We start from the raw sequence: 12,923 nt of genomic DNA on the forward strand, positions 1-12,923 counted from the left end.
CAAGCTGAAAATCAGCCGGCAGCCACCCGTTGCCAGACCCAGGCGCCGTCGTCGCGGATCTCGCGCGTGGCCTGACCGGTGTGCCAGAGGTGCAGGCAATGCGCCATCGCCTCGACCATCGCCAAGCCGTATTCGCCGGCGCCGATCCGGCGCTTGAAAAGCGGCGCGAAGCAGTCGGTGGCGGTGCGTGGCGTTGCGAGATGGGCCGCAAGCCGCCTGAGCGCGCCGTGATGGTTGTCGATCAACTGGTGCAGGCGCAGCGGCAGCCCGGTGAAGGGCAGCTTGTGCCCGCCAAGCACCAGGTGCTCCTCGCGCGCGAGCGGCAGGAAGCGTTCGCAGCTCTCCAGCCAGTCGGCCACCGGATCGGCCTCGGGCTCGGTGGCATAGACGCCGATGTTCGACGAGATCGACGGCAGGATCTGATCGCCGGCGATCACCAGGTTGTCGTCGCGACTCCAGAAGGTGGCATGCGCCGGGGCATGGCCATTGCCGAGATGCACGGCCCAGCGGCGGCCGCCCATGGTGACCTCGTCACCCTGGGCGATCCGATGAAACCCCAGCGGCAGCGGCGCCACCACATCGGCGAAATTGAACGGCCGCTCGGCGCTGCGTTTCGCCAGGATCTCGGGGTCCATGCCGCAGGCGCGCCAGAAGGCCAGGGTTTCCTCGGTGGGCCCGTGCTGTTCGTCCAGCGTCAGCATCCGCGTCATCAGCCAGGCGGTGCGGGTGGCCCAGACCTCGGCGCCATGGGTGGATTTGAGCCAGCCCACCATGCCGGTGTGATCGGGGTGGTGGTGGGTCATCACCACGCGGCGCACGGGCTTGCCGGCGAGCGGCCCGGCAAGCAGCCGGTCCCAGAGCGCGCGGCTGCGTTTCGACGAAACGCCGCTGTCGATCACCGTCCAGCCGTCGCCATCATCGAGCGCATAGACGTTGACATGGTCCAGCGCCATGGGCAGCGGCAGGCGCATCCAGAGCACACCCGGCGCCACCTCCGTCGCCGCGCCCTCGGCGGGTGGCTCGGGCCAGGGATAGCGGATGCCGGAGGTGTCGCCGTCCCGCATCAGGAGGCCAGGTCTTCGGGGCTCAGCGCATAGAGGGCCGCCGCGCCGGCGCGCGATTGTTCGAGCAGGCTGGCGTGTTCCGGCAGCAGCCGTTCGATGTAGAACCGCGCCAGCCGGCCGCGGGCGCTGTCGGCGCCGTCGGCCTCGGCGGCCTTGAGGTGGAAATGTCCGCCCAGCACCCGGGCAAAGCCCATCAGGAAAGGCACCGCGCCGGCGAAGCGTTCGTTCAGGTCGCTTGTACCGATCAGAGCCTCGACGGTTTCGCGCAGCGTTTCCGAGGCCTGCCAGACCGGCTCGGCCAGATCGGGCAGGGTGGCGCGCAGCCCCTCGGCATGGGCCTCGACCTCATCCAGCAGCGCATTCATCGCCTCGCCGCCGTCCATCATCTTGCGGCCCACCAGATCCATCGCCTGAATGCCGTTGGTGCCCTCGTAGATCGCGGTGACGCGGACATCGCGATAGAATTGCGCCGCGCCGGTCTCTTCGATGAAGCCCATGCCGCCGTGCACCTGCACCCCGGTTTCGGCGACGCGCATGCCGGTCTGGGTGCCAAAGGCCTTGGCGATCGGGGTCAGCAGCGCGGCCCGCGCCGTCCAGGCCGGATCGCCGGTGGCCTGGCCCATGTCGATCGCCTGGGCGCATGCCACGGCAATGGCACGGGCGACAAAGGTGTCGGCGCGCATTTCGGCCAGCATCCGGCGCACGTCGGCGTGATCGACGATGGTGCCGGTGCCGCCCGCGACCGGGGTGCGGCCCTGCTTGCGGTCGAGCGCATAGGCCAGCGCGGTCTGGGTCGCCGCCTCGGCCTGGCCCAGCCCCTGCACACCGACGCCGAGGCGGGCGTTGTTCATCATGGTGAACATGGCGCGCATGCCGTCATGCGCCTCGCCCACCAGCCAGCCGGTGGCGCCGTCGTACTCCATCACCGCCGTGGGCGAGCCATGCAGGCCCATCTTGTGCTCGAGCGAGACCACCCGCAGGCTGTTGGGTTTGCCGGGAGCGCCGTTGTCATCGGGGATGAACTTGGGCACCAGGAAAAGCGAGATGCCCTTGGTGCCCGGCTTGCCATCGGGCAGGCGAGCGAGGACCAGGTGACAGACGTTCTCGGCAAAGTCATTGTCGCCCCAGGAGATGAAGATCTTCTGGCCGGAGACCGCATAGGTGCCGTCGCCGTCGGGCTCGGCCTTCGACCGCAGCGCGCCCACGTCCGACCCGGCCTGCGGCTCGGTCAGGTTCATCGTGCCGGTCCATTCGCCCGAGATCAGCTTGGGGATATAGAGGTCTTTCAGCGCGTCCGAGGCGTGGTTTTCCAGCGCCTCGATCTGGCCCTGGCTCATCAACGGCGCCAGTTGCAGCGACAGGCAGGCGCCCGACATCATGTCGTTGACCGCCGTGGTCAGCATCATCGGCAGGCCCATGCCGCCATGTTCGGGGCTGGCCGACATGCCGATCCAGCCACCTTCGCCGATCGCCTTGTGCCCCTCGGCAAAGCCGGGCGAGGTGCGCACCACGCCGTTTTCAAGCACCGCCGGGTGCAGATCGCCGTTGCGCTGGTACTGCGAAAGCTTGTCCTCGCAAAGCCGGGCGGCCTCGGCCAATACGGCCTGGGCCATGTCTTCGGAGGCTTCGGCGAAGGTTTCGGTTGCGGCAACCGGGGCCAGTGGCACGACATGGCGGAAAATGACGTCGTAATCACTGAGCGGGGCGGAATAGGCCATGGGAATACTCCCTTGCAAAGGCTTTGCTTTCTGTTGCGCTACAGCTATACGGCTGCGCAGCTTTGCGGCAACTGAAACGCGGCGTCACGGACATGACCCAGATTGAGACAGACCGGCTCGATCCCGCCTCTGGCGGAGTGGCGCGCGCCGTGGCGGTGCTGCGCGCCGGCGGCCGCGTGGCGTTCCCGACCGAGACGGTCTACGGCCTCGGTGCCGATGCCCGCGACGGTGCGGCGGTGGCGGGGATCTATGCCGCCAAGGGCCGGCCCAGCTTCAACCCGCTGATTGCCCATGTGGCGGATATCGCCACCGCGCGGCGGTACGTGCATTGGAGCGACCTGGCCGACCGGGTGGCGCAGGCCTTCTGGCCGGGGCCGCTGACGCTTGTTCTGCCGCTGCGCGAGGATGCCGGAATATCGCCGCTGGTGACGGCGGGGCTGTCGACTCTGGCGGTGCGGGTGCCGGCGCATCCGCTGGCACAAGAGCTGTTGCGGGCCTTTGACGGGCCGCTGGCGGCGCCCTCGGCCAACCCCTCGGGCCGGATCAGCCCGACCTTGCCGGACCATGTGCTGGCGGGGCTCGATGGCGAGATCGAGGCGGTGCTGATGGGCGGCGCCAGCGAGGTCGGTGTGGAATCGACGATCCTCTGGCTGGCGCCGGCGCCGGTGCTGCTGCGCCCCGGCGGGCTGCCGGCCGAGGCGCTCGAGGCGATGCTGGGCGCGCCGCTCGAGACCGGCGGCTCGGCCGAGGCGCCTTCTGCGCCCGGTCAGCTGCTGTCGCATTACGCGCCCGAGGCGGGCCTGCGGATGGATGCCACCGAGGCGCGCGCGGGCGAGGTGCTGCTGGGTTTCGGGCCGGTGTCAGGCGCGATGTCCCTGTCCGAGAGTGGCGATCTGCACGAGGCGGCGGCGCGGCTCTTCGGGGCGCTGCATGCGCTGGACGGTCAGGCGTCGGTGATCGCGGTGGCGCCGATCCCGGAGGTGGGGTTGGGCCGGGCGATCAACGACCGGCTGCGGCGGGCGGCGGCGCCGCGCTGAGCCGCCGTATGGGCGTTCCGGCGCGGCGCTCACCTCACATATTCGGATAATTCGGCCCGTCGCCGCCCTGCGGTGTCACCCATTTGATGTTCTGCGACGGGTCCTTGATGTCGCAAGTCTTGCAATGCACGCAGTTCTGGAAGTTGATCACGAACTCCGACCGCCCATCCTTTTCCACCACTTCATAGACCCCGGCCGGGCAATAGCGCTGCGCCGGTTCGGCGTATTTCGGCAGGTTCTCGTCGATCGGCACCGAGGGGTCGAGCAGCCGCAGGTGACAGGGCTGGCTCTCTTCGTGGTTGGTGAAGGAGAAGGCGACATTGGTGAGCCGGTCAAAGCTCAGCTTGCCATCGGGCTTGGGATAGTCGATCGGCTTGTGGTGATAGACCGTCTGGGTGGCCTCGGCATCCGATTTCCCATGCTTCAACGTGCCGAAGAGCGAGCCGCCAAACAGCGAATTGGTCCACATGTCGAGCCCGCCAAGCGCCAGTGAAGCAGTGAGGCCCCATTTCGACCACATCGGCTTGACGTTGCGCACTTTCTTCAGGTCCTTGCCGATTGCGCCTTCGCGCACTTCGGTCTCATAGGCGCTCAGCTCGTCGCCGGCGCGCTCGGCCTTGATCGCATCATAAGCCGCCTCGGCCGCCGCCTTGCCCGACAGCATGGCATTGTGGTTGCCCTTGATGCGGGGCACGTTGACCATGCCCACCGAACAGCCCAGCAGCGCCACGCCCGGCGCCACCATCTTGGGCATCGACTGATAGCCGCCCTCGGTGATCGCCCGCGCACCATAGGCGACGCGCTTGCCGCCTTTCAGCAGCTCGGCCACCATCGGGTGATGCTTGAACCGCTGGAATTCCATATAGGGGAAGAGATGCGGGTTCTTGTAGTTCAGGTGAACCACGAAACCCACATAAACCTGATTGTTGTCAAGGTGATAGATGAAGGATCCGCCGCCTGCATTGCCGCCCAGCGGCCAGCCCATCGTGTGGGTGACCGAGCCTTCGCGGTGTTTGGCGGGATCGATCTCCCAGATCTCCTTCAAGCCGAGGCCGAATTTCTGCGGCTCTTTCCCGGCCGAGAGGTCGTATTTCGCGATCACTTCCTTCGACAGATGCCCGCGCACGCCTTCGCCGAGGAAGACGTATTTGCCGTGCAGCTCCATGCCCGGCTCGTAGCCCGGTCCCTCGCTGCCATCGGGGTTGCGGCCGAACTCGCCGGCGATCACGCCCTTCACTTCGCCGTTCTCGCCATAGACCAGCTCGGAACAGGCCATGCCGGGGAAGATCTCGACGCCCAGGGCTTCGGCCTGTTCCGCCATCCAGCGACAGACATTGCCCATGCTGACGATGTAGTTGCCATGGTTGTTCATCAGCTTCGGCATCGGCCAGTTGGGGATGCGGACCTTGCCCGCTTCGCCCAGCATGTAAAAATTGTCATCCCGGACCGGCACATTGATCGGCGCGCCCTTGTCCTTCCAGTCGGGGATCAGCGCGTCGAGACCGCAAGGATCGAGCACCGCGCCCGACAGGATATGCGCCCCCACCTCGGAGCCCTTTTCCAGCACCACCACCTCGAGATCGGCATCGAGCTGCTTGAGCCGGATCGCCGCGGACAGGCCGGCCGGCCCGGCGCCCACGATCACCACATCATATTCCATCGCTTCGCGCGCCACGTCGCTCATCTCCGTCCCCTTGGCTTGTGCTGCACCTGCATCATAATCCGCAGAGTCCTGCCCGGAAAATACCCCTTGGTCAACGTCCGGCGCTGCGTCAAAACCGGTCATTTGCCGGACAATTCGGAAAATTTCGGGATGTTAGCGCCCAAGCTGTGCGGCGCTGCCGAATCGCGCGGCGCTTTGCCCATGCAGGGAAATCCCCCTTGCATCCGGTCCGATGCTCGGGGCAATGTCGCTGAAACGAGCTGAGATGAATTCGCCGCCGCCTCGACAGGGGCAGGCGGCCCTTTCTGGTAAGGCCTATGGAAAAGATACCTATGACGCGCGCCGGCCACGCCGCGCTCGAATCCGAATTGAAAACGCTCAAATCCGTCGAGCGTCCCGCCGTCATCCAGGCGATTGCCGAGGCGCGCGAGCTGGGCGACCTCAAGGAGAACGCCGAGTATCATTCGGCGCGGGAAAAACAGGGGTTCATCGAAGGCCGGATCAAGGAACTCGAGGGTGTGCTCAGCCTGACCGAGGTGATCGATCCGACCAAGCTGTCGGGGCCGGTCAAATTCGGCGCCACCGTCACCGTCGTCGACGAGGACACCGACGAAGAAAAGACCTGGCAGATCGTCGGCGAACATGAAGCCAATGTCGAAAAGGGCCTGCTGAACATGAAATCGCCGATCGCCCGTGCCCTGATCGGCAAGGAAGAGGGTGACAGCGTCGAAGTCCGCACGCCGGGCGGGACGAAGGATTACGAAATCCTGAAAGTCGCCTATATCTGACGGCGCGCTCCCTGCGCGCTGAGCGCCCCCTCATGAAGAGCCCGGCCATGCCCGACGCGACATCCGACACCCCCCCGACCGACCCGGGCGCCAGGCTTGCGCCGGCGGCGCCGACGCCGCTGGGCATCTACGACCGCAGCCGCGGCCCGCAGGTCACCGGCATCGAGGTGACCGCCGTGGCGCTGTCGCTGGTCTGGCTGTTGGGGGCGGCGATCTTCTTTGTCGTGCTGGAGCCGTCGAACGGCACCGATGACAGTCTGCGGTTCCTGATGACCATGCTGGCGGTGTTCATGCCGGTGGGGATGATCTGGGTCGCCGCCACCGCTGCGCGCGCCTCGCGGGTGATGCGCGAAGAGGCGACGCGGCTTCAGACCGCCATCGACGCGTTGCGCCATGCCTATGTCAGCCAGAGCCAGGGCGGCGCCTCGGCGACCTCGGTGGGCCGCAAGCTCGACGAGATCGCGGCGGCGCAGCGCAAGGCCGAGGCGACGCTGGCGATGTTCTCCTCGACCCGCGAGATCGGCAGCCACCGTCCGGCCCAGCCCGGCGCCCGCGCACCCGCCGCGCGGCCGCAGGGCCAGGCCGACGATCAGCCGGCGCTGGCGCTGGGCACCCCGGCCGAGGCGCTGACGCCCGAGCTGTCGAATGACGATTTCATCCTCGCGCTGAACTTCCCGGAAACGGCCGAGGACCGCGACGGTTTCTCCGCCCTGCGCCGGGCGCTGAAGCATCGGCCCACCGCGCAGCTGGTGCAGGCGGCGCAGGATGTGCTGACCCTGTTGAGCCAGGACGGCATCTACATGGACGACCTGCGCCCCGACATGGCCAAGCCCGACGTCTGGCGCCGTTTTGCCGAGGGCGCCCGCGGCCGCGCCATCGCCGGGCTGGGCGGCGTGCGCGACCGGTCGTCGCTGGCACTGTCAGCGGGGCGGATGAAGCAGGATCCGATCTTCCGCGACGCGGCGCATCATTTCCTGCGGGTCTATGACCGGGCGTTCCAGAGCTTTTCCGAACGCGCCTCGGATGCCGAGGTGGCGGCGTTTTCCAACACCCGGACCTCGCGCGCCTTCATGTTGCTGGGCCGGGTCGCGGGGACGTTCGACTGACGGCTGATCCGGCTTGGGGCTGGTTATGCGGAGGCCCCGGATCGGGGTCCGGGGCGGGGGTCCTGAAATCCTCGCGTCCCGGGCCTGACCCGGGACCTCCTGGCCCCGCCACCGAGCGCGCCGGATCACATCTTGAAATTTCCGAATGGCAGAAGCTTCCCCGACGCGGCGCATCATTTCCTGCGGGTCTATGACCGGGCGTTCCAGAGCTTTTCCGAACGCGCCTCGGATGCCGAGGTGGCGGCGTTTTCCAACACCCGCACCTCGCGCGCCTTCATGTTGCTGGGCCGGGTCGCGGGGACGTTCGACTGACGGCTGATCCGGCTTGGGGCTGGTTGACGCGGAGGCCCCGGATCGGGGTCCGGGGCGGGGGTACTGAAATCCTCGCGTCCCGGGCCTGACCCGGGAGCTCCTGGCCCCGCCACCGAGCGCGCCAGATCACATCCCGAAACTTCCGAATGGCAGGAACCGCACCGGATCGCCGACGGCGATCTCGGCCGCGCCATCGGGCAGTTCCACCAGCCCTTCGGCCCAACTCAGCCCGCTGATCCGGCCCGAGCCTTCGGAGCCAAAGACCTCCGCTCGCCCCTCCCGCATCCTGGCGCGCAGGTATTCCCGCCGCCCCGGTTTCTTGCGCTTGGCGAACCCCGCCGGCACCTCGAAGCTCTGCGGTGCCGGCCAGTCGCCGCCGGCCAGCAGCGCGACCGCCGGGCGGGCAAAGATCAGCGCGCAGACCAGCGCCGCCACCGGGTTGCCCGGCAGGCCGAAGACCGGCACGCCGTGCCAGGTGCCAAGCGCCAGCGGCCGGCCAGGCTTGACCGCGATCCGCCAGAGCTGCATCGCCCCCGCTTCGCGCAGCAGCGCCGACATGTGGTCTTCGTCCCCCGCCGAGGCGCCGCCAGAGGTCAGCAGCACATCTGCCCGCCCGGCCGCGTCGTCGAGCCGGGCGCGCAGCGCGGCGCGGTCATCGGGGGCAATCCCCAGGTCGACCGCCTCGACGCCCCAGCGCCGCGCCAGCGCCAGAAGCATCGGGCGGTTGGCGTCAAAAATCTGCCCGCCGCCCGCGGCGGCGCCGGGCGGCCGGATCTCGTCGCCGGTGGACAGCACGCCCAGCCGCAGCCGCCGCCGAAGCGGCAATGTCCCGTGGCCGACGGCCGCCAGCAGCGCCAGGTCGGCCGGGGTCAGCGGGCGCCCGGCACGCAACACGGTCGCGCCTTCGGCCACATCCTCGCCGGCGCGGCGGGCATTGGCGCCGCGTTTGAGCGGCCCGTTGAGGGCAATCTGCCGGCCGTCGGTCGTCACATCCTCTTGCAGCGCCACGCTGTCCACGCCCTCGGGAAGCGCCGCGCCGGTCAGGATGCGAAGGGCATGGCCCGGCGGCACGGCGCCGGCAAAGGGCACCCCCGCCGCCGCCCGGCCTTCGACCAGCGGCAGCCGGGCCACGCCCGCGGGCAGCGGGCCGGCAAAGCCATAGCCGTCGACCGCCGAATTGGCCTGCGGCGGGTTTGCGCGGCGAGCGGTGAGATCTTGTGCGAGGATGCGGCCCTCGGCCGCCTCCAGCGGCTGCTGTTCGATGCCCACCACCGGGCGCAGGTTGGCACGCAGATGCGCCAGGGCGTCCTCCACCGGCACCCAGTCGACCCCGGCCGGCAGGGCAAAGCAATCGTTGCTGAGCGGCGGCGGGGCGAGGGGCGCTGCGTCCGCCGCAGGCGCCTCCTGCGCCACCAGCCCCACCTCGCGCAGGATGAAATCGGCAATGGCGGCGGTGTCGTCGAGGTGAAACACCGGCCGGTCGAGCGCTGGGGCGGCATCCGAGGCGACGGCGCGGATCGTCGGGTCGCCGGGCGCGATCAGCGGCTGGCCGGTGGCGGCGCGCTGGGCTTCGATCTTGGGGTGACGGTCGCGCTTGTAGCCTTCGACCAGCACCAGATCGCAGGGCGCGAGTTGCGTCAGCAGCGCCTCGAGCGGCGGCTCGCTGGCGCCACGCAGCTCGGTCATCAGCGCCACGCGGTTGCGCGAGGCCAGCAGAACCTGCGCCGCGCCGGCCTCGCGGTGACGGTGCGAATCCTTGCCCGGCTGATCGACGTCAAAGCTGTGATGGGCATGTTTCACCGTCGATACGGTAAAGCCGCGTCCGGTGATCTCGGACACCAGCCGCTCCATCAGCCCGGTCTTGCCCGAGTTTTTCCAGCCGGTCACGCCATAGAGTCTCATGACAGCAGTGCCTCCGCGTGCGCCAGATCCTCGGGCGTGTTGACGTTGAAAAAGGCCTGGCTGTCGGGGAAAAGCGCCTCGCGGCCACCGTGCCGGTCGGTCCAGAGCACAACCTTTTTCAGCCCCTCGTGCAATGCCGCGCGCAGGTCGTCGCGCAGGGCGACCGGCCAGAGGCCGAAGGTCGGGTGACGGATCAGGCCGGATTTCGACATGGATTTGGTCTCTTCCACGTCGCGCGGTGTGGCGGCGAGCACCAGCGGATGGGCCTGGCCCCGGGCCTGCGCGCCGAGCCGCGCCACCAGGTCGGCGGGCAGAAAGGGCGTGTCGGCGGCGGCGGTGACGATCTGGTCGAAACCGCGCGTCGCCGCGTGGTCCAACCCGGCCAGAACCCCGGCCAGCGGGCCGGCAAAGCCCGGGATCGTGTCGGCGACCACGGGCAGGCCAAGGCCCGCAAAGCGCGCCGGGTCGCCATTGGCATTGAGCACGATCTCGCTCACCTGCGGCTGCAACCGGGCGATCACATGGGCGAGGATCGTGGTGCTACCCAGCGGCAACAGCCCCTTGTCGCCGCCGCCCATGCGCCTGGCCTGGCCGCCGGCAAGGATCACGCCCAGCGGCGCGCTCATCGGTGCGCCCCTCCGCTTTGCCGATCTCGTAGAGCCTCGGCCGTCATTGCCCGCCCCCCTTGCGCCGGTGCTTGCCGGGTTCCTCCGGCACGCTGTCGGGGTCGGCGTCCCAGGTGATGCGTTCTTCGCCCGACAGGCAGACAAAGCGCTTGCCGCGCATCCGCCCGATCAGCGTCAGGCCCACCTGCCGGGCAATCTCGACCCCCCAGGCGGTAAAGCCGGAGCGCGAGGCCAGCACCGGGATGCCCATATGCGCCGTCTTGATCACCATTTCCGAGGTCAGCCGGCCGGTGGTATAGAGGATCTTGTCGCCGCCGGCGACGCGCTCCTGCATCATCCATCCGGCGATCTTGTCGACCGCGTTGTGCCGTCCGACGTCCTCCATGTAGACCAGCGGGCGGTCCTGGTGACAGAGCACCGTGCCATGGATCGCCCCGGCCTCGAGATAGAGCGACGGCGTGCGGTTGATCCGGGCCGACAGCGCATAGAGCCAGCTCGCGCGCAGCTCGGCCTCGGGCAGGGTAAGGTCTTCGAGCCCCTCCATCATGTCGCCAAAGACCGTGCCGACGGCACAGCCGCTGGTGCGGGTCTTCTTCTTGAGCTTGTCCTCGTGGCTGGTCTGGCGCGCGGTGCGCACCACGACCACCTCGAGATCGGCGTCATAATCGACCCCGGTCACCACGTCTTCGGAGCCGAGCATCGCCTGATTGCGCAGAAAGCCCAGCGCCAGATATTCGGGATAATCGCCGATCGTCATCGCGGTGACGATTTCCTGCGAGTTGAGATAGATCGTCAGCGGCCGCTCCTCGACCACCGATATTTCCTGCGCCTGGCCGGCATGATCGACACCGCGCACCACCCGCGTCAGACGCGGGGCCGAGGGATCGGGGGCGATCAGAAAGGGGGCGGCATCTGGTGCGGTCGGCAATTGCGTCTCCCGGCGTCTCTTAGTAGGGCTTGCGCGAACCTAGGATGAAGCCATGCAACCCTCCACCCCCAAACGCGATTTCTGGCGCGGGATGCGCGACGGCGCGCCCTTTATTCTCGTCATCATCCCCTTTGGCGGGCTGTTCGGCGTGGTCGCCACCGAGGCCGGGCTCAACGTCTTCGAGGCGCTGACCTTTTCCATTGTGGTGATCGCCGGCGCGGCGCAGTTCACTGCGCTGCAACTGATGGTCGAGGATGTGCCGCTGTTGATCGTGCTGATCTCGGCCCTGGCGGTCAACCTGCGGATGGCGATGTATTCCGCCGCGCTGACGCCGCACCTGGGCGCGGCGCCGGTCTGGCAGCGCGCGCTCTGCGCCTATTTCACCATCGATCAGAGCTTTGCCACCAGCCAACTCACCTTCGAACGCGAGCCGGACCTGCCGGTCGCCAACAAGGTGGCCTATTTCCTCGGCACCGCCTTGGCGGTGTCGCCGCTGTGGTGGGTGGCCACGGTGGTGGGGGCGTTGCTGGGCAAGAGCGTGCCCGAGTGGATGGCGCTCGACTTTGCCATTCCGATCACCTTCCTGGCGCTGCTTACGCCGATGCTGCGCACATTGCCGCATGTGATCGCGGCGCTGGTGTCGATCGTGGTGGCGCTGGTCTTTGCCTTTCTGCCATACAACCTTGGCCTTCTGGTCGCGGGTGTCGCCGCGATGATGGCCGGGGCCGAGGCCGAGCGACGGCTGACCCGGAGAGCGGCGGCATGATCACCACGGTCGAGATCTGGGTGGCGATCATCGTCATCGGGCTGGGCAGCTTCCTGCTGCGGTTCAGCTTTACCGGCCTTGTCGGCGGACGCAATCTGCCGGCCTGGGTGCTGCGGCACCTGCGCTATACGGCGGTGGCGCTTCTGCCGGGGCTGGTGGCACCGCTTGTTGTCTGGCCGGCGGCCACGGGTGGCACCCCGGATGCCCCGCGTATGGTCGCCGCCGCGGCCACGATCCTCGTCGGGCTGGCCACACGCAACGTGCTGGCGGCGATCGGGGCCGGGGCGGCCGGGCTCTATCTCACGCCCTATCTGGTGGGGTAGGGCGCGGGCCGGGCCCGCGCGGCGCGCTAGTCAATCTTAACGCGTGGCGTCATTGGCTCCGCCGGGCGCGCTGTTCGGCGTCGAATTCCGCAATCGCCTCGGATTTGTCATCCGAATCGTTTTCCCTCAGGGTGCGCGTCGTCACGCCGGGCAGCTTGGCGAACTGATCGCTGAGACTGTTGGGAAAGAATGTCGGCCGGATGCTTTCGAACCCCGGCAGTTGCCGCAGCAGCCGGCTGGTGGCCTGGCTGCAAAAGGCCTGTGACACCGCGCCATTGTCGAGCGCCAGTTGCAGTGCCTTTTCGGCGGTCGCGGCATCGACCTCGATCCGCTGGATCACCACGTGAAAGGTTTCACGAGCGTGAGCGCGGGCATAGAAATCGGCGATTCGCGGGGTGACGCCGAACAGCACGTCGCCCCGCTCGGCAATATCCGGATGCTGGACCGATCCGGCGGGATCAAAAATCACCCGCTGCGACCCGTTGATCATCAGGCTGGTATGCGCGCCGGCCCCGGTCTTGTTGCTGACCATCGTATAGAGCGTCAGCGCCGGCGGCCCGTCATGACGATAGGCGGCGCGCTGCACCACCTCGAGATCATCGTACCGGGTGCGATCCGGCGCGGCGCCGCAGCCGCCCAGAACGGCGAGGCCCAGACAGGCCGCAATCAGCGTTTTCATAAGTCAGGCCC

Annotated in this window: 13 protein-coding genes; 6 read left to right on the plus strand and 7 right to left on the minus strand. The window is 68.2% G+C overall.

Going from position 1 to position 12,923, the window contains the following annotated elements:
- Positions 1-11: 11 nt before the first annotated feature.
- Positions 12-1,064 carry an MBL fold metallo-hydrolase gene (locus BMW90_RS09210; RefSeq protein ID WP_074836229.1) on the minus strand — a complete coding sequence of 351 codons (1,053 nt, stop codon included), beginning with the start codon at positions 1,062-1,064 and terminating at the stop codon, positions 12-14.
- Positions 1,064-2,782 (minus strand): acyl-CoA dehydrogenase family protein, encoded by a 1,719-nt coding sequence (locus tag BMW90_RS09215; protein ID WP_074836230.1) that lies wholly within the window; start codon positions 2,780-2,782, stop codon positions 1,064-1,066. Before BMW90_RS09215 ends, BMW90_RS09210 begins: the two co-directional genes overlap by 1 nt.
- A 92-nt stretch (positions 2,783-2,874) precedes the next feature.
- On the opposite strand from BMW90_RS09215, the gene BMW90_RS09220 reads away from it, so the two are divergent.
- On the plus strand, positions 2,875-3,819 hold the full coding sequence (locus BMW90_RS09220; RefSeq protein ID WP_074836232.1) for an L-threonylcarbamoyladenylate synthase: 945 nt from the start codon (positions 2,875-2,877) through the stop codon (positions 3,817-3,819).
- Positions 3,820-3,853: 34 nt separating this feature from the next.
- Here the strand turns inward: BMW90_RS09220 and BMW90_RS09225 are convergent, their stop codons facing one another.
- Positions 3,854-5,503 (minus strand): electron transfer flavoprotein-ubiquinone oxidoreductase, encoded by a 1,650-nt coding sequence (locus BMW90_RS09225; protein WP_074836234.1) that lies wholly within the window; start codon positions 5,501-5,503, stop codon positions 3,854-3,856.
- Positions 5,504-5,799: 296 nt separating this feature from the next.
- Here BMW90_RS09225 and greA point away from each other — a divergent pair, with 296 nt between their 5' ends.
- From greA to BMW90_RS09240, 3 genes are all read left to right on the plus strand, one after another.
- The gene (gene greA / locus BMW90_RS09230) at positions 5,800-6,270 is read left to right on the plus strand and encodes a transcription elongation factor GreA (RefSeq protein ID WP_048532790.1); all 471 of its coding nucleotides are present in this window, start codon (positions 5,800-5,802) and stop codon (positions 6,268-6,270) included.
- Between the two features lie 47 nt (positions 6,271-6,317).
- Positions 6,318-7,376, plus strand: coding sequence for a hypothetical protein (locus BMW90_RS09235; protein ID WP_074836236.1), 1,059 nt, complete (start codon positions 6,318-6,320; stop codon positions 7,374-7,376).
- Positions 7,377-7,508: 132 nt separating this feature from the next.
- Complete coding sequence (locus BMW90_RS09240) at positions 7,509-7,688, plus strand: hypothetical protein (RefSeq protein ID WP_074836237.1); 180 nt, start codon at positions 7,509-7,511, stop codon at positions 7,686-7,688.
- A gap of 126 nt (positions 7,689-7,814) precedes the next feature.
- Here the strand turns inward: BMW90_RS09240 and BMW90_RS09245 are convergent, their stop codons facing one another.
- From BMW90_RS09245 to BMW90_RS09255, 3 genes are read right to left on the minus strand one after another with little or no spacing between them, the layout of a single operon-like run.
- Positions 7,815-9,590, minus strand: a complete 1,776-nt coding sequence (locus tag BMW90_RS09245; protein WP_074836239.1) for a bifunctional molybdopterin-guanine dinucleotide biosynthesis adaptor protein MobB/molybdopterin molybdotransferase MoeA — start codon at positions 9,588-9,590, stop codon at positions 7,815-7,817.
- Positions 9,587-10,216: a molybdenum cofactor guanylyltransferase MobA gene (mobA, locus tag BMW90_RS09250; protein WP_074836240.1), complete on the minus strand. Its 630-nt coding sequence runs from the start codon at positions 10,214-10,216 to the stop codon at positions 9,587-9,589. Before mobA ends, BMW90_RS09245 begins: the two co-directional genes overlap by 4 nt.
- A gap of 43 nt (positions 10,217-10,259) precedes the next feature.
- Complete coding sequence (locus BMW90_RS09255; RefSeq protein ID WP_074836242.1) at positions 10,260-11,144, minus strand: formate dehydrogenase accessory sulfurtransferase FdhD; 885 nt, start codon at positions 11,142-11,144, stop codon at positions 10,260-10,262.
- A 52-nt stretch (positions 11,145-11,196) separates the two neighbouring features.
- Here BMW90_RS09255 and BMW90_RS09260 point away from each other — a divergent pair, with 52 nt between their 5' ends.
- Positions 11,197-11,910: an AzlC family ABC transporter permease gene (locus BMW90_RS09260; protein ID WP_048532781.1), complete on the plus strand. Its 714-nt coding sequence runs from the start codon at positions 11,197-11,199 to the stop codon at positions 11,908-11,910.
- On the plus strand, positions 11,907-12,233 hold the full coding sequence (locus BMW90_RS09265) for an AzlD domain-containing protein (RefSeq protein WP_074836243.1): 327 nt from the start codon (positions 11,907-11,909) through the stop codon (positions 12,231-12,233). The genes BMW90_RS09260 and BMW90_RS09265 overlap by 4 nt, the downstream gene beginning before the upstream one ends.
- A gap of 49 nt (positions 12,234-12,282) precedes the next feature.
- Here BMW90_RS09265 and BMW90_RS09270 read toward each other — a convergent pair whose 3' ends face one another.
- A complete protein-coding gene (locus BMW90_RS09270; protein WP_170850529.1) occupies positions 12,283-12,912 on the minus strand; it encodes a hypothetical protein in 630 nt (209 codons plus the stop codon).
- Positions 12,913-12,923: the final 11 nt, after the last annotated feature.

Origin of the sequence: Marinovum algicola, assembly GCF_900109145.1 — a bacterium.
GTDB classification, from domain to species: domain Bacteria; phylum Pseudomonadota; class Alphaproteobacteria; order Rhodobacterales; family Rhodobacteraceae; genus Marinovum; species Marinovum algicola.